We start from the raw sequence: 18,498 nt of genomic DNA, 5'->3' as shown, positions 1-18,498 counted from the left end.
GCGGGCCGCCAGGGCCGGGGTGCATACTGTGGAAACCTGAAAGCAGGGTCGATGGTATGCATTATCCGCCCAGGCCACTTTGTTCCCGCCTTGCATGACTGATTCCGCTCCTCTATTCCTGACCGCCGACGGCCCTGTGCAGGGCCATTACTACGCCGGCCTGGTGCGCGCCAGCGGCATCCGCTACGCCCGGGCCGCCCGGTTTCAGCCGCCCACCGATGAGCCCGCCCACACCGAAACCTTTCAGGCCATTGCTCCCGGCCCGGTTTGCCCCCAGATGCCCGATCCAGCCTTGCAGGAGGCCCTGGGCCCTGCCCTGGCCGGCCGTACTTTCAATGAGGACTGTCTGCGCCTGACGGTTACGACCCCGACCGATTACCAGACGGGTCCGCCACGAGCGGTACTGGTCTGGATTCACGGGGGCTCCTACGTGAGCGGGGCCGGCGACCTGGCCTTTTACGACCCCGCCCCGCTGGTGCGGGAGCAGGGCCTGGTAGTAGTGGCCGTGAGCTACCGCCTGGGCATGCTGGGGTTTCTGGGCCACCGGCACGCGCCCGCCAACCTGGGCCTGCTCGATTTGCTGAGTGCCCTGCGCTGGGTGCAGCGCAATAGTGCCGCTTTCGGGGGTGATGCCGGCCGCGTGACGCTGCTGGGCCACTCCTCGGGTGGCGACGCGGCAGCCCACCTGATGCTGGCGGAAGGGGCTAACCAGCTCTTTCAGCGCGTGATTCTGCACAGCGCCCCGCTGGGGCTGGCCCCTGGCCGCGCCCGCATGGGCCGGGCTATGGCCGCCGCCGTGCACCCCCTCCCGCCTGATGCGCCCCTGGCAACGGTGCTGGCCGCCCAGCCCCGGGCCGAGCGGGCCGCCCGGTGGTCGGGCCTGCGGGCCGGCATGCCGTTCGGGATTCAGTACGGAGCCGCCCCGCTGCCCCCCGAAACACAAGCTCCGGCCGCTTGGCAGGCCGCCGCCCGGCACTTCGACGTGCTGATTGGGGCCACGGCCGATGAGCTGCGGTTCTTTGCTGTCATTGCCCCGCCGCTGCGTCGGCTGCTCACGCTGCCGCGGCCGGTGCCGGCGCTGCTGCAGGCGCTTATTACGGGCGGCTCGCGGCGCATTTACGTAGGGCCGGCCGCCGCCTTTGCCCGCCGCCACGCCCGGGCCGGGGGCCGCGCCTACTTGTTCCGGGTGCCCTACCACCCGCCCGGCAGCGAGTTTGGCGGGGCCCACACTATTGATTTGCCGCTGCTGTTCGGCTCGGCCGAAGCCTGGGCACCCGTGCCGTTGCTGGGCGAGGCCGCTTGGCCCGAAGTGGAAGCCGCCGGCCGCCCCGTGCGCCAGTTCTGGGCCGATTTTGCCCGCACCGGCCAGCTTCCGCCCCACATTCGCCTACCCGGCGTGCTGGACGTAGAGCAGGTGTAAGGCGGTTCTTCAATACCCCTATTATAACGGCGCTGATTATTCAATTAGCGCCGTTGGTGTTTTCTTTCAGCAGATACTCAACGTCTTATTCAAATCCCGACTCACCCAGGGCAACCGTGGCCGCCGGTGGGCCATCTGCCTTATCAAACGCTCTGGTGCGGGTGCGCCGGGGTGCTGTTCGCCTATTCTGACCATGCTATGAAAACGTCCTTCCGCTCCCTGTGCGCCGGCCTGCTCGGCAGTTCCCTGGCGCTGGGTTTCGCCCCCGTTGCGGCGGCTCAGAACTCGCCCCTCATCACCCAAACGGCCCCTACTGACAGTATAGATTTGCTGGTGAAGCAGGCTATGCAGCAGTTGCGCATTCCGGGTTTGCAGCTGGCGGTGGTGCGCCGCGGCCAAATAGTAAAGCTGGGCAACTACGGCCTGTCCAACATCCAGGATTCCGTGCAGGTAACCGGGCAGACGCGCTTTTTCCTCAACTCCATCACCAAAGCCTTTGTGGGCGTGGCGGTGATGCAGCTGGTGGAAGCCGGCAAGCTGGACCTCGACGCGCCCATTGGCCGCTACCAGCCCGAGCTGCCCACCGCCTGGCACCCGGCCACGGTGCGGCAGCTGCTCACCCACACCTCCGGCCTGCCCGATATCCTGCCCGAGGATGCGCTGGTGACGGAAAACAACGAGGCCGCCGCCTGGCAGCAGGTGCAGCAGCAGCCCCTGGCGTTCAAGCCCGGGGAACGGTTTGCCTACAACCAAACCAACTACCTGCTGCTGGGCCGCCTCATCACCCAGCTTAGCGGGCAGCCATTTGCTGAGTTTATCCAGCAGCGGCAACTGGACGTGGTGGGCCTGCCTCGCACCAGCTTCGGCGACGCGCACAACGTGGTGCCCCACCTGTCGCGCGGCTACACCTTCACGCAGTACAGCAACGGGCAGCCGCGCCGGGGCAAGGAGCTGCGCAACCTGTTTGAGGTGTTTCCGCCCTCGCTCCGCCCGGCGGCCGGCATGAGCTCCACGGCTCAGGAAATAGCCCGCTGGCTGGTGGCGCTGCAGCAGGGCCAACTGTTGAAGCCCCAAAGCCTGACCGCCCTCTGGACGCCCGGCCGCCTCACCGACGGTTCCACCCGCAGCTTCGGGGGCAAGCTCACCGGCTACGCCTTGGGCTGGCCCACCGTCGGCCGCCCCGAGCACCCGGCCGTGGCTCCGGTGGGCGGAGGCCGCTCGGCGGTGTTTGTGTACCCGCAGGATGAGCTGGCCATTGTGGTGCTCACCAACCTGCAGGGCGCCAACCCCGAGCGGTTCGTGGATGCGCTGGCCGCCTGCTACCTGCCCGACATGTGCGTAGCCGACGGCTTCGGCCTGCCCCCTACCCTGCGTGCGTTGCACCGCACCCTGCGCCAGCGGGGCTTTGCCCACCTGAACGAAGAAGTGAAGAAGGTCCGCCGCCAGAACCCGGCCACCGAGCTACCTGAACCGGCCATCAACGCCTGGGGCTATTCGCTGGTGGAGCAGGGCCAGCTCAATGATGCCCTGGCCGTGTTCCAGCTCAACGTGCAGCTCTACCCCCAAAGCGCCAACACCTACGACAGCCTCGCCGAAACCTACGCCGCTCTCGGTAACAAGAAGCTGGCCACCCAGCACTACACCCGCGCCCTAGCACTCAACCCCAAAAACCGCGCCGCCGCCGAGTATCTGAAGCAGTAGAGTGGCCGTTCTGTGCTACCAAGACAGATTTTGTGTAACAGAAATTGTGAAGATTAAAGGCTAGAGCTAGTTCCCCTCCTTGGAAAGGAGGGGTTAGGGGTGGTTGACCTCGCGTCTGAAAATCAACTAGAAACTCCTTCTGAAAACCGTTCTACGATTATCAACCACCCCTAGCCCCTCCTTTCCAAGGAGGGGAACTAGCTCTAGCTCTCGGGTGTCGGCTTCGCTCGGAATGACTGTCTGAGAGGTGGATTTCTTCGAGCCCCAAGCCAATTAAGCAAAGAACCTCCGCCGCTGCTCGTCGTTCAACCGCAGGAAACACCCCTGTTATGTCTGCTGAAGAACCGCTGCATCCCCAGTCGCACCTGTTTCGGGTGCGCCATCCCGAGTGGGCCGTCAACGCCACCATTTACGAAGTCAACCTGCGTAATTTCACCCCGGAGGGCACGTTCCGGGCGTTTGAGGCGCATTTGCCCCGGCTGGTGGCCATGGGCATCAGCATCGTGTGGCTGATGCCGATTCACCCCATCGGCATGGTGGAGCGCAAAGGCACACTGGGCAGCCAGTACGCTGTGCAGGACTATTTCGGAGTGAACCCGGAGTTTGGCACCTTGGACGATTTACGCCACTTGGTGCAAACCGCTCACCGCCTCGGCCTGCGGGTGCTGCTCGACTGGGTAGCCAACCACACCAGCTGGGACAACCCGCTGGTGCAGCAGCACCCCGAGTGGTACCAGCACGACGCCCAGGGCAACTTAGTACCGCCCGTAGCCGACTGGACCGACGTGGTGGCCTTCGACTACTCGAACCAAACCCTACGCCGTTACATGACCGACGCCCTGCTGTACTGGGTGCGCGAGGCCGATATTGACGGCTACCGCTGCGACGTGGCCGGCTTGGTGCCCACCGATTTCTGGGACGAGGCCCGCCTGGAGCTGGACGAGGTGAAGCCCCTGTTTATGCTGGCCGAGTGGGACGAGCTCTACCCCAGCGGCGGCCTGAGCTGGGAGGAGTTCAATTCCGACACCAAGTTGCTGGAGCGGGCCTTCAACATGACCTTCGGCCTGCGCCTGCACTACCTGCTCGACCACATTGCCGAAGGCAAAGCCCGTCTGCAGGACATTGATGTGTACCTGGCTGCCGAGCGGGCCAAATACCCGCCCTCGGTGTACCTGATGCACTTCACCAGCAACCACGACGTGAACAGCTGGGACGGCACCGAGTACGAGCGGCTGGGCCCGCTGGCGCTGCCGTTTGCCGTGCTCACGGTGCTGCTGCCCGGCATGCCGCTGGTGTACACCGGTCAGGAAGCCGCCCTCAACCGCCGCCTGCAGTTCTTCGACCGGGACACGATTGACTGGGCCAGCATTCCGCTGCAGGCCTTCTACACCACCCTGCTCCAGCTCAAGCGCCGCCACCCGGCCCTGCGCAACGGCGACCCGGCCAGCCGTTTCCACCGCCTCCCCGGCCCCGAACAACTCTACGGTTTCCTGCGCGAAAAACAAGGCGCGGCCATCCTCTGCGTCATCAACACCGAACCCCGCGAAACGCCCCTCACGCTGCCCACCGAAGCCGCCGGCACTTGGCGGGACGTGTTTAGCGGCCAGCAGCTGATGTTTCAACCCGGCGACGAGCTGCCGGTGCCCGGCCACGGCTGGCGCGTGCTGGAACGGGTGTAAAAAAATCCTGTCATCCTGAGTATGTCGCGCATCAAGTGAGGACGAAAGACTTTATCACGTCTGAACAGGTCGTTACAACGTGACAAGGTCCTTCGTCCTCGCCTGATGCGCGACATGCTCATGCCGACAGCAGGGTTTATTACTGGTGTTTTGTGCTACTCCTTCCCCGGCCCGTAGAGCACCTGCCCGGCGCGCTGGCCGGTGTGCCGGCCTTCGCGCACGGTGAGGCGGCCGTTTACCAGCACGTAGCGCATGCCTACCGAATACTGGTGGGGCTGGGTGAAAGTGGATTTATCGGCCACGGTGGCGGGGTCGAACACCACAATATCAGCCGCGAAGCCGGGACGCAGCAGGCCGCGGCTGGTGAAGCCGAAGGTCTGGGCCGGCAGGCTGGTCATGCGCCGGATGGCTTCTTCCAGGGTGATGACGCGCAGCTCGCGCACGTAGTGGCCCAGCACGCGGGCGTTGGAGCCGTAGCCGCGCGGGTGCGGCGCGCCCTCCCGCCACACCCGGATACTGGCATCGGAGGCCACCATGTTCTGGGGGTAGCGCATAATGGTCTGTACGTCGGACTCACTCATGCCGTGAAACACCATGCCGACATCGTACTGCAGCACTAGGTCGAGGATAGTGGCGGCTTCGGCGCGGGCATTGTGCGGGCGGTGGCGCAGCCGGTTGATTTCCTCCAGGCTGCGGCCGTGGTAGCTGGTGTCGGGCGGGAAGCTGGCTACCACGGCGTAGCTGAAGTGCCGGAGCCCCTTGCTGCGCAGCCGCTGCACCAGAAACTGCTCCACCGCGCGGCGCGTGGCCGGGCGGGCCAGGCGGGCGCGCAGGGAGTCGCGGCCGTCGGCCTGCACGTCGTCGGGCAGCAGGGTGCTGAGGCTGGTGGAGCTGGCCGTGTAGGGGTACTGGTCGATGGTGACGGGCTGGCCCTGCTGGCGGGCGGTTTCAATGAGTTGCAGCAGCTCGGCAGCGTGGCCCCAGTTGCGTTGGCCGCCCAGCTTCAGGTGCGAAATCTGCACGGGCAAGCCCGTTTCCCGCCCAATCAGCAACGCCTCCTGAATGGCCTGCCGCACGCTGTCGGACTCGTTGCGCATGTGGGTGGCGTAGAGGCCGTGGTGGCGGGCGGCTACCCGGGCCAGCCGCACCAGCTCGGGCGTGCGGGTGTAGGTGCCCGGCACGTAAATCAGCCCCGACGACAAGCCCACCGCTCCGGCCCGCATGGCGCTATCGGTGAGGGCCTCCATGCGTTGTAGCTCCACCTCGGTGGGTTGGCGCTGCGCCCGGCCCATCACGGCCTTGCGCACCGTGCCCTGCCCTACCAGAGAAGCCACATTCACGGAGAGGTGTAGGCTATCAAGCTGACGGAAGTAGCGGCGCAAATCGGACCGGGAGGAGCCGCAGTTGCCGGTTACCACGGTCGTAACGCCGTCGAGCAGGAAGTTATCGGCCGTGGGTTGGCGAGCTTCGTCGTCCTCGATGTGGGTGTGCACGTCGATGAAGCCGGGGGCTACGGCTAGGCCGCGGGCGTCCAGCACAGTATCGGCGAGGTAGCCGGCGGGCAGCCGGCCCACGGCCACAATGCGCCCCGCGCGCACGGCCACGTCGCCCAGCGTCCAAGTGTTGCCGGTACCGTCGTACAGCCGCCCGTTCCGAATCAGGATATCCGCCCGCTCAGGCATTTGGGCGACAGCCAGACCGGGCAGGCACAGCAGCGCCAAAGCTGAGCAAAACAGGCGCAGGGCAATAGTCATACGAAATGGCAAGCATTAGAAGGGCCGCTCGTTGCGGGCGGCGCGCTCCACAATGCGGGTAATGTGCTGCTGCCGGGTTTCGGGGCGCTTCACCGCCAACAGGCGCTGCAGCACCATTTTCCGGACGCTAGGCGAATAGGCGGTGAAATGCTGATTAGCCACCTCGTTGACAGATAGAGCAGCGGCTAAATCGGGCGGCAATTCCAGCCGTTCTACGGCATCAAGGAGGGTCCAACTACCATCTTGCTGGGCGGCGGCTATTTTGGCTTGGCCGGATGGGTGCAGCAAGCCCGCCGCCGCCAATTCGGCAAGCCGCTGCTTGTTCACGGCCGACCACACGCTGCCTTTCTTGCGGGGGCTGAAATATTGCTGCCGCCGCTCCTCATCGATTTTGCGCGGTACCGAGTCAATCCAGCCGAAGCACAGCGCCTCCTCTACGGCTTCGGGGTAAGTGAGCCGGCCGCTGCCTTTGCGGTATAGTACCAGCCACACGCCGGTGGGCTGCTGGTGGTTTTCCAGCAGCCAGGCGCGCCACTCGGCTCGGGTGGGGGCATCTACTACCGGTAACGAATCGAGCTTATTAGCCATGCCAGCAAGATACAGCGCGGTCCGTCGCCTTCATAACCAACCGTACCGCTGGCCGGTTATTTTGGCATCATCCCGGCTGAGCACTTAGCCGGCCGGCGTGTATTACCCCGTTTTTCCTTTCCTGTTTCTGTATGCAACACCGTGAACTGGGCCATTCCGGCCTGCACCTTGCGCCGCTGGTTTTGGGCGGCAATGTATTTGGCTGGACGGCCGATGAAACCGCTTCTTTCCGGGTGCTGGACGCCTTTGTGGCGGGCGGCGGCAACGCCATTGACACCGCCAATGTGTATTCGGCTTGGGCACCCGGCCACCAGGGCGGCGAATCGGAAACGGTTATCGGCAAGTGGCTCAAGCAGCGCAACCGCCGCGACGACGTGCTCATCTTCACCAAAGTGGGCATGCAGATGGGCGACGGCTCGAAGGGCTTGGCTAAAGACTACATCCGCCGCTCAGTGGAGGATTCGCTCCGCCGCCTGCAAACCGACTACATCGACCTGTACCAAAGCCACCAGGACGACGAAACCTTGCCGGTAACGGAGCCGCTGGAAGCCTACGCCGAACTAATCAAGGAAGGCAAAGTGCGCGCCATCGGGGCCAGCAACTTCTCGGCCAGCCGCCTGCGCGCGGCCCTGGAAGCCAGCCAGCAGCAAGGCCTGCCCCGCTACGAGAGCCTGCAGCCCGAGTATAACCTGTACAACCGCGCCGGCTTCGAAAAAGAGTTGCAGCCGTTGTGCCAGGAGTTCGGTTTGGGGGTGATTCCCTATTTCGGGCTGGCTTCGGGTTTCCTCACCGGCAAGTACCGCACCCAGGCCGACCTATCCAAAAGCATTCGGGGCAGTAGCATCGGGCCCAAATACCTCAACGAGCGTGGCCTCGGTATTCTGGCCGCTTTGGATGCCGTAGTGGCCCGCCATGCCGGCTCCTCGCCCGCCCAGGTAGCCCTGGCCTGGATACTGGCCCAGCCCGGCCTCACCGCTCCTATTGCCAGCGGCACCACGCCCGAGCAGGTGCAGGAGCTGTTGAAAGCCATGCACCTGCAGCTTACTGAGGTCGACGTGCAGGAGCTGAACAAAGCCAGCGCCTGAGCAGGCTGCCCCCACCTGCCCCGAAGCGCCCCTGGCAACTGGTTTGCCGGGGGCGCTTTAAGGTGATGCTGGTCCACCTATCAACAGGGGTATTTCGGACCGAATACTGAGTTTCTGACTTCTGGTACACATCTTACGGCTTCGTCCGTACTTGTTTCGCATGCTTGTTCGCCTAGCTACCCGCTCCGATTTGCCCGCCGTGTACCGCCTGTGGTGTGAGCTGATGGATGCCCATACGTTGTACCATCCGGTATTCGGATATTACCGCCGGGCTGAGGTGGAGCTTAAGCACATGCTGCAAAAGCGGATGCGGGAGCCGTACACGCGGTTTTTTGTGGCGGAGGTGCCGGAGGGTCTGGCGGGCTTGCTGGTGGCCATCTACCAGGAGGGCCACCACGGCCTGCACTACAAGCACCGCGGCTACATTGCCGAAACGATGGTGCACCCGGCTTTCCGGCGACTGGGGATTGGCCGGGAGCTGTTTCGGGCCGGGCGGGAGTGGCTGGTGCAGGAAGGGGTCGACCACCTGGAACTGCAGGTGGCCGTGCAGAACGAGGGCGCCCAACGATTTTGGGCGGCTATGGGCTTCGCGCCGTCCACCTACCACTTGGTGCAGCCGCTGGTGCCCCCGCCGGGTCCGCACGAATGGCCCGCGTAAAGCGGCGCTAACTGTTGAGCCAGGCTTTGCGTTAGGTAGAGTATCCCTGCCACTGCTAGCTGCCCTGATCTTGCCTTTTCTGCTCGCCGCCGCCATCAAGCCTTTTGACTGGAACCGGATTCTGTTTTCTGATGAGTCGCCGCCGCTGTTCCTGCTGGAAGTGGGCCTGCGCTGCTTCGTTACCTACCTCATGATTCTGGCGGCCCTGCGCGTAACGGGCCGGCGCGGGGTGCGGCAGCTGTCCATTTTCGAGCTCAGCATCATCCTGGCCCTGGGTTCCGCCGCCGGCGACGCCATGCTCTACCACGATACGCCTTTGCTGCACGCGGCCGTGGTATTTATGGTAGTGTCGGGGCTGTATGTGCTGTTTAACCGGCTTACGGAGTGGTTTCCCCGGTTTTCCGACTGGCTGGAAGGTGCCCCGGTACTGTTGATAGAGGACGGGGAAATCAACCTGCCCAACTTCACCAAGCAAAACCTCACGCAAAAGGAGCTGTTTGGGGAGCTGCGCCAGTACCAGGTAGAACACCTGGGCCAGGTGCGCCGCGCTTACATTGAGGCTACTGGTAACGTGAGCATTTATTTCTTCGAAGACGCTGACGTACGCCCCGGCCTGCCTATCCTGCCCGAGCGCAAACTCGACAAGCGGCACCGCGTGGAGCAGGCCGGTACCTACGCCTGCGCCTGCTGCGGCCATGTGCAGACCATTGCCAAAGGAGAGCACGCCGAGTGCCGCAGCTGCCACGAAGGCGTCTGGATTCCGACCTGCGACACCAAGCGGGTTAAGTAAGCGGCACAAGCTCCCGCAGGTAGTGAAATGAATTTTCCATCAGGAAAAACGGACGGCTGCACCGGCTCCTGACCGGCTGCTATTTTTCCGCTACGTAATAGGGTACGTAGTTTTCCCATTGCCAGGGCGTGCTTTGGTCGCCGAGCAGCTGGCGTAGCAGGGACCAGAAAATCCGGTCGGCATTGGAGCTGTTGCCCATCAGCAGCAGGGCTGTTTTCTGCTGCGGAAACACCACACTGTGATTTTCCCAGCCATCATCGTGGCCTTCCTTGAAGTACGCCGGGCCGTAGGGCGTCTGAAAAACACCCCAGCCCAACCCGTAGGCCAGTTGAATAGTACGGTTGCTGTCGGGCGCGGCTACCGTGGCCAGCGGCCCGAACTGCGCCCGGAACGGAATGCGCACCTGCGGGCGCGTCATTTCCGTGAGGGCGGCGGGAGCCAGCACCCGGCCCTGCATGAGGGCGGCTAGAAACGCGGCGTAGTCGGCAGGAGTGGTTTCGAGGGAGCCGGCCGCCTGGGCCTTGGTGCGGCGGCGCTTCTCCAGGGGCTGCCCGGCCTCATCGTAGCCCAGCGCGTAATTACTCTCGAAGGCGGGCTGCCACACGTAGCTGCTGCGCGTGAGCCCCAGCGGCTGCCAAAGCTGTTCCTCGCTGAGCTGCCACAGGCCTTTGCCCGTAATCTTCTCGACTACCAGCTGCAGCAGCTGCAGCCCTTCGCCGGAGTAGCCGTAGCGGGCTCCGGGCGCAAACTTGAAGCGCAGCTTTTTGTCGGGCTCAATCCAGCGCCAGTTGGGCAGGCCGGTGGTGTGGGTTAGGGCCATGCGGGCCGTGAGTTGCCGCCACCGCTCGTCGCCGGCCAGGTCCTGCCAGCCGGGCAGTTCCGGAATGGGCCGGCCCAGGTACTCGTGCAGCGGCTTGTCCAGGTCGAGCTGGCGGGCCTGCACCAGCTGCATCACCAGGCAGGCAAACACCGCCTTGCTCAGCGAGGCCCCATACATGGCCGTATGAGGTTCCAACGGAGCTTTTTCGGCCACATTGCGGTAGCCAAAGGTGCGCAGGTAGCGTACTTGGTTGTTTTCCAGCAGGGCCACCGCCAGCCCCGGCACCCGCGCCGAATCCATGAGCTGGCGCACGGTCTGGTCGATGTTGACGGGGCGCAGCCGACGGCCATCGAGGGTGTGAAATGACCGGGCCGGTTGGGCCCCGCTCAGCAGCGGCACTGCGGCCAGCAATGCGGCTGATAAGAGGCGTACTAGCATGACTGTTACCCGGCTGGTTTACCCCCTAAAGAACTCTAATTTCCCCGATATTGCGCCAGAATCTTCTATTGCCATATGCTGCCCCTGCTCCGCATCCATCACATTGCCATCATCACGGCCGATTACGCCCGCGCCAAGCGGTTCTACACCGAGGTACTGGGCCTGCGCGTCATTCGGGAGGTGCACCGGGAGGCCCGGCAGTCCTGGAAGCTGGATTTGGCGCTGGGCGAGCAGTACATTATCGAGCTGTTTTCCTTCCCCAATCCGCCCCGGCGCCTCACCCAACCCGAGGCCACTGGCCTGCGCCACCTGGCCTTTGCCGTTTCCGACCTGGATGCCACCGTAGCGCACCTTACTGCTCACAGTATTGTTTCGGAGCCCATTCGGGTAGATGAATTGACAGGCCGCCGCTTCACGTTCATTGAAGACCCGGACGGTTTGCCGCTGGAGTTTTACGAGGTCTGAACCGACCCAAAAAAAGCAGCGCCCCGGCCACAAAGACCGGGGCGCTGCCGTAGCTGCGAATCGAATTTGAGCCAACTCGCAGGCTTGCATGGTATGCATCGGGGTGTACGTAATGGGGGGCGGTAAAGGTTACGGCCGGGGGCTACCGGGCGGGGGCGGCCACCGTCAGTTTCCAGTACGACACGGGACCTTCCTGCCCCTGCGGAAACTCCCGCCGCTTCAGGTACAGCGTATTGGCATCCGTCCAGAACAGCTCCTGCGGCTCCCAGCCAGTAGGCCGCACTTCCCAGAGCGGCCGGAGTACGCCCTGCTGCAGCTGGAACAGCTGGATGCTATTGGGCTGGCCGCCGCTGTATTCCAAGCCTGCACAGATAGTGGCTACGCTCTGCTGATCAGGTGAATACTCTGGTTTCCCGTACAGCGTCAGCCGCCGGCCTTCGGGGCTAATCAGCCACCACTCACTGGTTTCGTAGAAAGTTACTTCCACCACGTGACGCCGGAAGCCCGGCAGAAAACCGTGGTAGGTATAGTGAGTGGTTTCCACCTCCCCGTGCCCATTGGCAATGGCTTTTTCGTCAATTACCACGTTGCGGAAGGTTTGGGGGCCGGCGGTGGTTGGGATGACCAGCTGCCCGTTGCGTGCTTTTACCGGAAAGGTGGTAGGCATTTTCACCGGCCGGGCCACACGGTGGGCCTGGGCGTAGGTGGCGGCGGAAATCCGGTGGAACGTCACTGCGGAAGCCGGCGCGGGCGGGCCTGGCAGCAGCACAAGCAGGAGGACGAGCAGTTGCATGGCCCAAGCTACTCGTAAAATTCACTTGCCTCAGCAGCCCCCGGCCATACTTTTTGGTTGGAAATCGTAGAATGGGCCAGGGCCGACTTGCGCGCTATTGCCCGCGCCCCCCTACCTTGCCCCCATGATACCCGACAACCCCGCACCACTCCCCTACCTCATCATTGATTTCGACAGCACGTTCACCCAGGTGGAAGGCCTCGATGAACTGGCCGACATTGCCCTCACCGGCCAGCCCAACCGCCCGGAAGTAGTAGCCGCCATCCGCGCCCTCACCGACCGGGGCATGAGCGGGGAGCTGAAGTTTTCGGAGTCGCTGCGGCAGCGGCTGGCCCTGCTGCCGGCCCGGCGCGAGCATATCGGGCTGCTGGTGGAGCGGCTGAAGGGTAAGGTATCGGAGAGCATCCGCCGCAACCGGGGCTTCTTCGAGCAGTTTCCGGGCCGGGTATACATTGTGAGCAGCGGCTTCCGCGAGTTCATTGAGCCGGTGGTGGCCGAGTTCGGTATCGACGCCGACCACGTACTGGCCAACACCTTCACCTTCGACGCCGAGGGCCGCATTACGGGCTTCGACGCCACCAACCCGCTTAGCCAGGATGGGGGTAAAATCCTGCAGCTCCGCCAGCTCGACCTGCACGGCCCCGTGTACGCCCTCGGCGACGGCTACACCGACTACCAGATCCGGGAAGCCGGCCTGGCCGACCGTTTCTACGCCTTCACCGAAAACGTGACCCGCGACGCCGTGGTGGCCCGCGCCGATGAAGTGCTGCCCTCCTTCGACGAATTTCTCTACCAGAACAAGCTCCCGATGACCCTTTCGTATCCCAAGAACCGCATCAAAGTCCTGCTCCTCGAAAACCCCGACCCGCGCGCCGCCGAGCTGTTCCGCCAGGAAGGCTACCAAGTGGAAAGTGTGCCCGGCGGCCTCGACGAGGACGAGCTGGCCGCCCGCATCGAGGGCGTGAGCATCCTGGGCATCCGGAGCAAAACCCAGGTAACGCCGCGGGTGCTGGAGGCCGCCAACCGCCTTATTGCGGTGGGCGCGTTCTGCATCGGCACAAATCAGATTGACCTCACCGGCTGCATGAAGAAAGGCATTGCCGTGTTCAACGCTCCCTTCAGCAACACCCGCTCGGTGGTGGAGCTGGCCCTGGGCGAAATCATCATGCTGGCCCGCCGCATCCCCGAGAAAAACCCCAAGATGCACCGCGGCGAGTGGGATAAGTCGGCCGGGGGCTCGTTTGAGGTGCGCGGCAAGAAGTTGGGCATCGTGGGCTACGGCAACATCGGCTCGCAGCTGTCGGTAGTGGCCGAGGCCATCGGCCTGCAGGTGCTGTACTATGATGTGGCCGAAAAGCTGCAGTTGGGCAACGCCGTAAAGTGCCGCACCCTCGACGAGCTACTGCAGCAGGCCGACATCGTGACCCTGCACGTGGACGGCCGTAAGGAAAACACCAACCTCATCGGGGCCCGCGAGCTAGCCCTGATGAAGCCCGGCGCGCTGCTGCTCAACAACGCCCGCGGCCACGTGGTGGACGTGCCGGCCCTGGCCGCCGTGCTCCGCTCGGGCCACCTGGGTGGGGCCGCCGTGGATGTGTTTCCCTACGAACCCAAAACCAACCAGGAAAGCTTTGAGAGCGAGCTGCGGGGCCTGCCCAACGTGCTGCTCACACCCCACATCGGGGGCAGTACTGCCGAGGCCCAGCGCAACATTGCCGAGTTTGTGCCCGAGCGGATTATGCAATATGTGAACACCGGCAACACCCAGCAGAGCGTCAACTTCCCCAATATTCAGCTGCCCGAGCAGCAGGCCCACCGCCTCATCCACATTCACCACAACGTGCCCGGCGTGCTGGCCCGCATCAACAACGTGCTGGCTGCGCACCAGGTCAACATCCTGGGCCAGTACCTGAAAACCAACGAGCATATCGGCTACGTGATTACCGACATCGACAAGCAGTACGCCCCCGAAGTCATTCAGGCTCTGCGCGAGGTAGAGCACACCATCAAGTTCCGGGTGCTGTATTAATTTGTCTGTTCAGTCCCGCTACCTGTTGTGTTTTTGCCACCGTTTCCGCTCGTTGCCACTATTGCTACCGCACAGCTGCCCGCGTGGGCACAAACGGCTTGGCAACAGGCTCAGCTTGACCGAACATATGTGCGCAGTACGTATATCCGGCCAGGCTTTCTGGAGGCTGATTTTAATGGTGATGGAAAACCGGATGTAGCCATTGTAGTAGCACGCCGGGCCTCTCCCAGCCGGGGACTGATCATTTTCCACCAAGGTCAGAGTAAACCATTCATTTTAGGCATGTCAGGTAAAGCAAATGCTGAGCCTCCGGAGGCTAATTTCGACTGGGCTAGCCAGTGGAGGATTTATACCAAACGCACTACCTTCGAAGTTACAACTGACAAAAACGGAGATTTAAACGACACCTGAGCAGTGCGGCTACGGCATCCAGCTATTGAATTCATAAAGGATGAAAGTAGTATGGGCTTGCTTTACTGGACTGGGCGCGCCTACCGCTGGCTATACCAGAGTTGCTAAATCTCCCATAAGCCAACCGGCCGCCCCGAACTATAGCAGGGCGGCCGGTTGGCTTATGGGCGTGAGCAGAAACTAGCGGCGCACGACGCGCAGGGTGCTGCTACCGGTGGCAGTGGTGAGGCGCAACACATACACACCGGGCTTCAAGGCGGGCAGGCCGGGCAAAGCCTGGGCTACGCCCGACACATCCAGCGTGCGGCTATATACCGTCTGGCCGGCCAGCGTGGTGAGGCTTACTGTAGCTGCCTGGGCCGATGCGCCAGCGGGCAAGGCTACCAGCAGCTCCCCCTCGAAGGGATTGGGGAAGGCAACCAGCGCAGGAGCAGCAGTTGTAGCGGCGCGGGTTACTACTACCACGGAGGAATAAGCCGTTTTACCGTCAGTATCTACTTGGCGTAGGCGGTAGTAGGCAGTGCGCTGAGACGTGGCATCCAGGTACTGGTAGCTGCGGCCCGAGGCGCTGTTGCCGGCCGCCGCCACGGAGGCTACGTCCTGGTAGCTCAGGCCATCGGCGGAACGCTCTACTACAAACCTGGCGCTGTTTACTTCCTGAGCGGTTGCCCAGCGCAGCTGGTTGCCAGCCGTAGCGGCCGAGCCGGTGAAGGACGTGAGGGTAACGGGCAGCGGGGTTGAGGTGGCGTTGTTCGTCTGCTCGAAGCGCAGGGCATTGGCCCCGGCTGCGTTGCCGCCGGCCGTGTTGGCAGCCACGTTGTAGCTGCCCAGCAGCAGGTCCATCAGGCCGTCGCCATCCACATCGGCCATTACCGGGGCGGCGTACTGGGTAGCACCCAGCGCAATGCCGTTGAAGTTGCCGGTGCCAATGCGCTTGAAAGTCACGGCATTGGGGCTGGTTTGCTGGTATTGCAGCAGGTTACCATCGGAGTTGCCCACCAACAGGTCCAGCAGGCCGTCGCCCTCAATATCCAGCACCTGAGCTTTCGATACGGCACCGGCATCCAGATCAGTAGCCGTAGAAGTTACATCCTGCAGGAAACCCAGGCTGTTAAAGTTGGCGGTAACAGTGGCCTGCGCCGTTTTCTGCTCGTAGCGGCGAATCTTGCCGTGGTTAGCACCTACCAGCACATCCAGCAACCCGTCGCCGTCGAGGTCAACCACGGTGGGGCGGCAGTAGTAGCCATCGGCTACCGTAGGCTCGGGGTTGGGGAATAGCGTGCCGCGGCTCTCGAAGTTGTTGGGGTCGAAGGTCAGGGTGTTGGCCTGCTCGTACAGCAGCACGTTGCCGTTAGTATCCCCAATGAGCAGATCCAGGAAACCGTCGCCTTCCAGGTCCGTGATGTAGGGTTTGGCGAAGTTGGCTACGAACAAAGTGGACTTGGTGCCCGCTATACCGTTGGACACGGTGCTGGTGGTCAGCAGCACGCCGGTGGTGTTGGTGCCAAAGTTGCCATCGGTAGCGGAAGTTTGCTCGTAGCGGCGCAACGTGCCGGAGTTGGCCCCACCGTTGTACACCCCAAAGCCAACCACTAGGTCCAGCAGGTTATCATCGTCCAAATCACCCAGGCACAGGGTTGAAAAGTCGCCGGTGGTACCCGCGCCCGAAACGGCCGCCTGCGCCGGAAATGATAGAGACGTGGAAAGACGCGTTACCCGGAAGCCTTTGCTGGTAGTAGCCGTGCCGGCCGAGGTGGTTACGCGCACCAGCCCGGTGCTGGCTTGCGGCGGCACCTTCACCGTGAGCGTACCCGCCAGCGTATTCACCGTGAAGGGCATGGTTTCGCCGTTGATTTGCACCGCCGTGGCCGTGGCCAGCCCCGTGCCGGAGATGGTAAAGGAGTCGCCGATACGGCCGTAGGTGGGCGAAAAACCCGAAATGGTTTGCGCCGAGGCGGCAGCCACTGGCAGCAGTAAAGCGGCACTGAGCAGGCGGAGGCGGGAGCGTAAAGAACGATTCATAGGGCGGTTGATAAAGGCGGAGTTGCTGAGTCGGAAGAGGTCAAACCAGCGCGGCTATACCCGGCTTTTCTGTTTGACTGTGACAAAGCTATCAGCCCCTTTTCAGCCGGCCCAACGCCCCTTCCCAAGTTGGGCCAAATACCCGCCGAACCGGGTAAGCTGCACCATAAACCGGGCGTAATTCTGGCTCAAATTTTTACACAGGAAATCGCACTGTTCAGATAGAAAAGCTACTATTTAATATATAACTCCCTGTTTATCAGAACTAGTTTAAAAAACCAATTCGCAAGCTTTATCAGCTCTATGCCGCGTTACGCCGCTTTTGCAGAAGCCCGCCATTGATTCCCATATCGAGAAAACACTTTTCCCACTCCCTATATCTTCTCCCGAACCAGAGTCAGAATACGCTCCATTTCCCGGCGCACTTCGGCAGTAGGAACTACGTGGTTGTTGTTCAGAAAGCTGAACGCCAGCAGCCGGCCGGAGCGGGTGCGCAGGTAGCCCACTAGGTTGTGGTTGTTGGTAAGCGTGCCGGTTTTGCCCCACAACCAAGGACCGCGCGCATCCCGGTACACCCGCCGCAGGGTGCCCTGCCCGCCCCCGGCCGCCAGCAGGCTCAGCAGCCGGGGCTCGGGTACCTGCTGGTGCAGCTGGAGCAGTAGGGCCGTGAGGGTGCGGGGCGTAACCAGGTTCAGGCGCGAGAGGCCCGAGCCATCCACCCACACCGGGGCATCGGGCAGGTCGCGCAGGTAGTTTTGCTGCATCAGTTTTATTGCCCGGCCGGTACTCAGGGAGTCGTTGGCGAGGGAGGAAGCGCACATCAGCAGGAGCTGCTCGGCCAGGAAATTGTCGCTCACGCGCAGCATGCGGCGGTACAATGAATCAACGGGCAGGCCGCGCAGGGTGCGCACCGAATCCTGAGCCCGCAGGCGCAGCGGGGCCAGCAGTATGGGGCGGCGCAACGTATCCTGCAACAGCTGCAGCGTCAGGGCCGGGCTGGTGCGGAAGGGTGTTTCATCTACCCAATTGCTGGAAGCCGGAAACGCCAGAAACCGGTTTTCCAGCTCCGGCCGCCGTACGTGGTCCTGGTTGGGGTTGGGCGTGCCGGCCGGGGCCACCTGCGTAAGCGGCCGAAAAAAGCGGGGAAGCACCCGGGGCATACCCGCCCCGGCTTTGCCGTAGAAGCGCACGGTGTGCCCATACACCGGAAACGCCCCCCGCTCCGGCTGAAAGTAATAGTTGTAGTCGTCCCAGCCCCAGCCGGGGCCGTAGGGCGTGCTCACGGGCACCGGCGCGTATACCAACTTGCCGGGCATGGTTTGGAGAAACGTGAAAGCCCGGCGCGAAGGCACATCACCGTGCAGCAGCGTTGGGTCGCCGGTACCCCAGAACAGCAGCGTGTCGGGGCGCTGCACGTAGTGCAGGGCGGGCAATGAATCGGGGAGCAGACGCAGACCGGCGTAGAGGCTGAACAGCTTCATGGTGCTGGCCGGGGTAAAGTACCGGTCGTCGTTGAGGCCGAAAATGGGCTGGCCGGTGGTGGCATCCACTAAACTCAGGCCCACGCTATGCCGCCGCAATACAACGGACTCCCGCAGCGTTTGCTCCAGCCAGGCCGGCGAAGCCGCCGCTCCCCCGGCCCCCGACTGCGCAACGCCGGCAACCGGCAACAACCAACTGAGCAGCCAAAGGCACTGATGCAAAACACGACACTTCATAGTTGCAAGATGGCAGTTTGGTAGATGAAACACTCCCGTTGGCCGACCTTTTCGTGGCCGGATTAAACCAACGCCGCATCTTCCTCTCTATAGCCAAGGAGTGAGTTCAAGCCCTCCGTTTTTCTAC

General features: G+C 63.1%; 14 protein-coding genes. 8 read left to right on the top strand and 6 right to left on the bottom strand.

Going from position 1 to position 18,498, the window contains the following annotated elements; genetic code table 11:
• Positions 1 to 94: 94 nt before the first annotated feature.
• The 3 genes from LF252_RS00920 (at position 95) to LF252_RS00910 (ending at position 4,800) form a co-directional block, all read left to right on the top strand.
• The gene (locus LF252_RS00920) at positions 95 to 1,420 is read left to right on the top strand and encodes a carboxylesterase family protein (protein WP_226266290.1); all 1,326 of its coding nucleotides are present in this window, start codon (positions 95 to 97) and stop codon (positions 1,418 to 1,420) included.
• 198 nt (positions 1,421 to 1,618) lie between these two features.
• Positions 1,619 to 3,121 (top strand): serine hydrolase, encoded by a 1,503-nt coding sequence (locus LF252_RS00915; RefSeq protein ID WP_226266288.1) that lies wholly within the window; start codon positions 1,619 to 1,621, stop codon positions 3,119 to 3,121.
• A gap of 329 nt (positions 3,122 to 3,450) precedes the next feature.
• The gene (locus LF252_RS00910) at positions 3,451 to 4,800 is read left to right on the top strand and encodes an alpha-amylase family glycosyl hydrolase (protein WP_226266286.1); all 1,350 of its coding nucleotides are present in this window, start codon (positions 3,451 to 3,453) and stop codon (positions 4,798 to 4,800) included.
• Between the two features lie 155 nt (positions 4,801 to 4,955).
• Here LF252_RS00910 and LF252_RS00905 read toward each other — a convergent pair whose 3' ends face one another.
• Both LF252_RS00905 and LF252_RS00900 read right to left on the bottom strand, forming a co-directional pair.
• Positions 4,956 to 6,554, bottom strand: coding sequence for an N-acyl-D-amino-acid deacylase family protein (locus LF252_RS00905; protein WP_226266284.1), 1,599 nt, complete (start codon positions 6,552 to 6,554; stop codon positions 4,956 to 4,958).
• A gap of 15 nt (positions 6,555 to 6,569) precedes the next feature.
• Complete coding sequence (locus tag LF252_RS00900; protein ID WP_226266282.1) at positions 6,570 to 7,142, bottom strand: YdeI/OmpD-associated family protein; 573 nt, start codon at positions 7,140 to 7,142, stop codon at positions 6,570 to 6,572.
• Positions 7,143 to 7,273: 131 nt separating this feature from the next.
• Between LF252_RS00900 and LF252_RS00895 the strand changes: the two genes are divergently transcribed.
• The 3 genes from LF252_RS00895 to LF252_RS00885 all read left to right on the top strand — a co-directional run bounded on the left by LF252_RS00895 (position 7,274) and on the right by LF252_RS00885 (position 9,675).
• Entirely contained in the window at positions 7,274 to 8,227 is a 954-nt protein-coding gene (locus tag LF252_RS00895) for an aldo/keto reductase (protein ID WP_226266271.1), read from the top strand.
• A gap of 160 nt (positions 8,228 to 8,387) precedes the next feature.
• The gene (locus LF252_RS00890) at positions 8,388 to 8,885 is read left to right on the top strand and encodes a GNAT family N-acetyltransferase (RefSeq protein ID WP_226266269.1); all 498 of its coding nucleotides are present in this window, start codon (positions 8,388 to 8,390) and stop codon (positions 8,883 to 8,885) included.
• Between the two features lie 70 nt (positions 8,886 to 8,955).
• A complete protein-coding gene (locus LF252_RS00885; RefSeq protein WP_226266267.1) occupies positions 8,956 to 9,675 on the top strand; it encodes a DUF421 domain-containing protein in 720 nt (239 codons plus the stop codon).
• Between the two features lie 79 nt (positions 9,676 to 9,754).
• Here the strand turns inward: LF252_RS00885 and LF252_RS00880 are convergent, their stop codons facing one another.
• The gene (locus LF252_RS00880; protein WP_226266265.1) at positions 9,755 to 10,933 is read right to left on the bottom strand and encodes a serine hydrolase domain-containing protein; all 1,179 of its coding nucleotides are present in this window, start codon (positions 10,931 to 10,933) and stop codon (positions 9,755 to 9,757) included.
• Between the two features lie 75 nt (positions 10,934 to 11,008).
• Between LF252_RS00880 and gloA2 the strand changes: the two genes are divergently transcribed.
• The gene (gloA2, locus tag LF252_RS00875) at positions 11,009 to 11,398 is read left to right on the top strand and encodes an SMU1112c/YaeR family gloxylase I-like metalloprotein (protein WP_226266263.1); all 390 of its coding nucleotides are present in this window, start codon (positions 11,009 to 11,011) and stop codon (positions 11,396 to 11,398) included.
• A gap of 142 nt (positions 11,399 to 11,540) precedes the next feature.
• On the opposite strand, the gene LF252_RS00870 is transcribed toward gloA2, so the two are convergent.
• Complete coding sequence (locus tag LF252_RS00870) at positions 11,541 to 12,191, bottom strand: hypothetical protein (protein ID WP_226266261.1); 651 nt, start codon at positions 12,189 to 12,191, stop codon at positions 11,541 to 11,543.
• A gap of 124 nt (positions 12,192 to 12,315) precedes the next feature.
• On the opposite strand from LF252_RS00870, the gene serA reads away from it, so the two are divergent.
• Complete coding sequence (gene serA, locus LF252_RS00865) at positions 12,316 to 14,220, top strand: phosphoglycerate dehydrogenase (RefSeq protein ID WP_226266251.1); 1,905 nt, start codon at positions 12,316 to 12,318, stop codon at positions 14,218 to 14,220.
• A gap of 591 nt (positions 14,221 to 14,811) precedes the next feature.
• On the opposite strand, the gene LF252_RS00860 is transcribed toward serA, so the two are convergent.
• Both LF252_RS00860 and LF252_RS00855 read right to left on the bottom strand, forming a co-directional pair.
• Positions 14,812 to 16,653 carry a T9SS type A sorting domain-containing protein gene (locus LF252_RS00860; RefSeq protein ID WP_226266249.1) on the bottom strand — a complete coding sequence of 614 codons (1,842 nt, stop codon included), beginning with the start codon at positions 16,651 to 16,653 and terminating at the stop codon, positions 14,812 to 14,814.
• Positions 16,654 to 17,027: 374 nt separating this feature from the next.
• Positions 17,028 to 18,371 carry a D-alanyl-D-alanine carboxypeptidase/D-alanyl-D-alanine-endopeptidase gene (locus LF252_RS00855; RefSeq protein WP_226266247.1) on the bottom strand — a complete coding sequence of 448 codons (1,344 nt, stop codon included), beginning with the start codon at positions 18,369 to 18,371 and terminating at the stop codon, positions 17,028 to 17,030.
• Positions 18,372 to 18,498: the final 127 nt, after the last annotated feature.

This window comes from Hymenobacter pini, assembly GCF_020421205.1.
Lineage (GTDB): Bacteria > Bacteroidota > Bacteroidia > Cytophagales > Hymenobacteraceae > Hymenobacter > Hymenobacter pini.
This window is presented reverse-complemented; position numbering and strand designations above follow the sequence as displayed.

Bases quoted from the DNA above. Each gene is read 5' to 3' on its own strand.
- LF252_RS00920 (WP_226266290.1), top strand. From the start codon at position 95: ATGACTGATTCCGCTCCTCTATTCCTGACCGCCGACGGCCCTGTGCAG.
- LF252_RS00915 (WP_226266288.1), top strand. From the start codon at position 1,619: ATGAAAACGTCCTTCCGCTCCCTGTGCGCCGGCCTGCTCGGCAGTTCC.
- LF252_RS00910 (WP_226266286.1), top strand. From the start codon at position 3,451: ATGTCTGCTGAAGAACCGCTGCATCCCCAGTCGCACCTGTTTCGGGTG.
- LF252_RS00905 (WP_226266284.1), bottom strand. From the start codon at position 6,554: ATGACTATTGCCCTGCGCCTGTTTTGCTCAGCTTTGGCGCTGCTGTGC.
- LF252_RS00900 (WP_226266282.1), bottom strand. From the start codon at position 7,142: ATGGCTAATAAGCTCGATTCGTTACCGGTAGTAGATGCCCCCACCCGA.
- LF252_RS00895 (WP_226266271.1), top strand. From the start codon at position 7,274: ATGCAACACCGTGAACTGGGCCATTCCGGCCTGCACCTTGCGCCGCTG.
- LF252_RS00890 (WP_226266269.1), top strand. From the start codon at position 8,388: ATGCTTGTTCGCCTAGCTACCCGCTCCGATTTGCCCGCCGTGTACCGC.
- LF252_RS00880 (WP_226266265.1), bottom strand. From the start codon at position 10,933: ATGCTAGTACGCCTCTTATCAGCCGCATTGCTGGCCGCAGTGCCGCTG.
- gloA2 (WP_226266263.1), top strand. From the start codon at position 11,009: ATGCTGCCCCTGCTCCGCATCCATCACATTGCCATCATCACGGCCGAT.
- LF252_RS00870 (WP_226266261.1), bottom strand. From the start codon at position 12,191: ATGCAACTGCTCGTCCTCCTGCTTGTGCTGCTGCCAGGCCCGCCCGCG.
- serA (WP_226266251.1), top strand. From the start codon at position 12,316: ATGATACCCGACAACCCCGCACCACTCCCCTACCTCATCATTGATTTC.
- LF252_RS00860 (WP_226266249.1), bottom strand. From the start codon at position 16,653: ATGAATCGTTCTTTACGCTCCCGCCTCCGCCTGCTCAGTGCCGCTTTA.
- LF252_RS00855 (WP_226266247.1), bottom strand. From the start codon at position 18,371: ATGAAGTGTCGTGTTTTGCATCAGTGCCTTTGGCTGCTCAGTTGGTTG.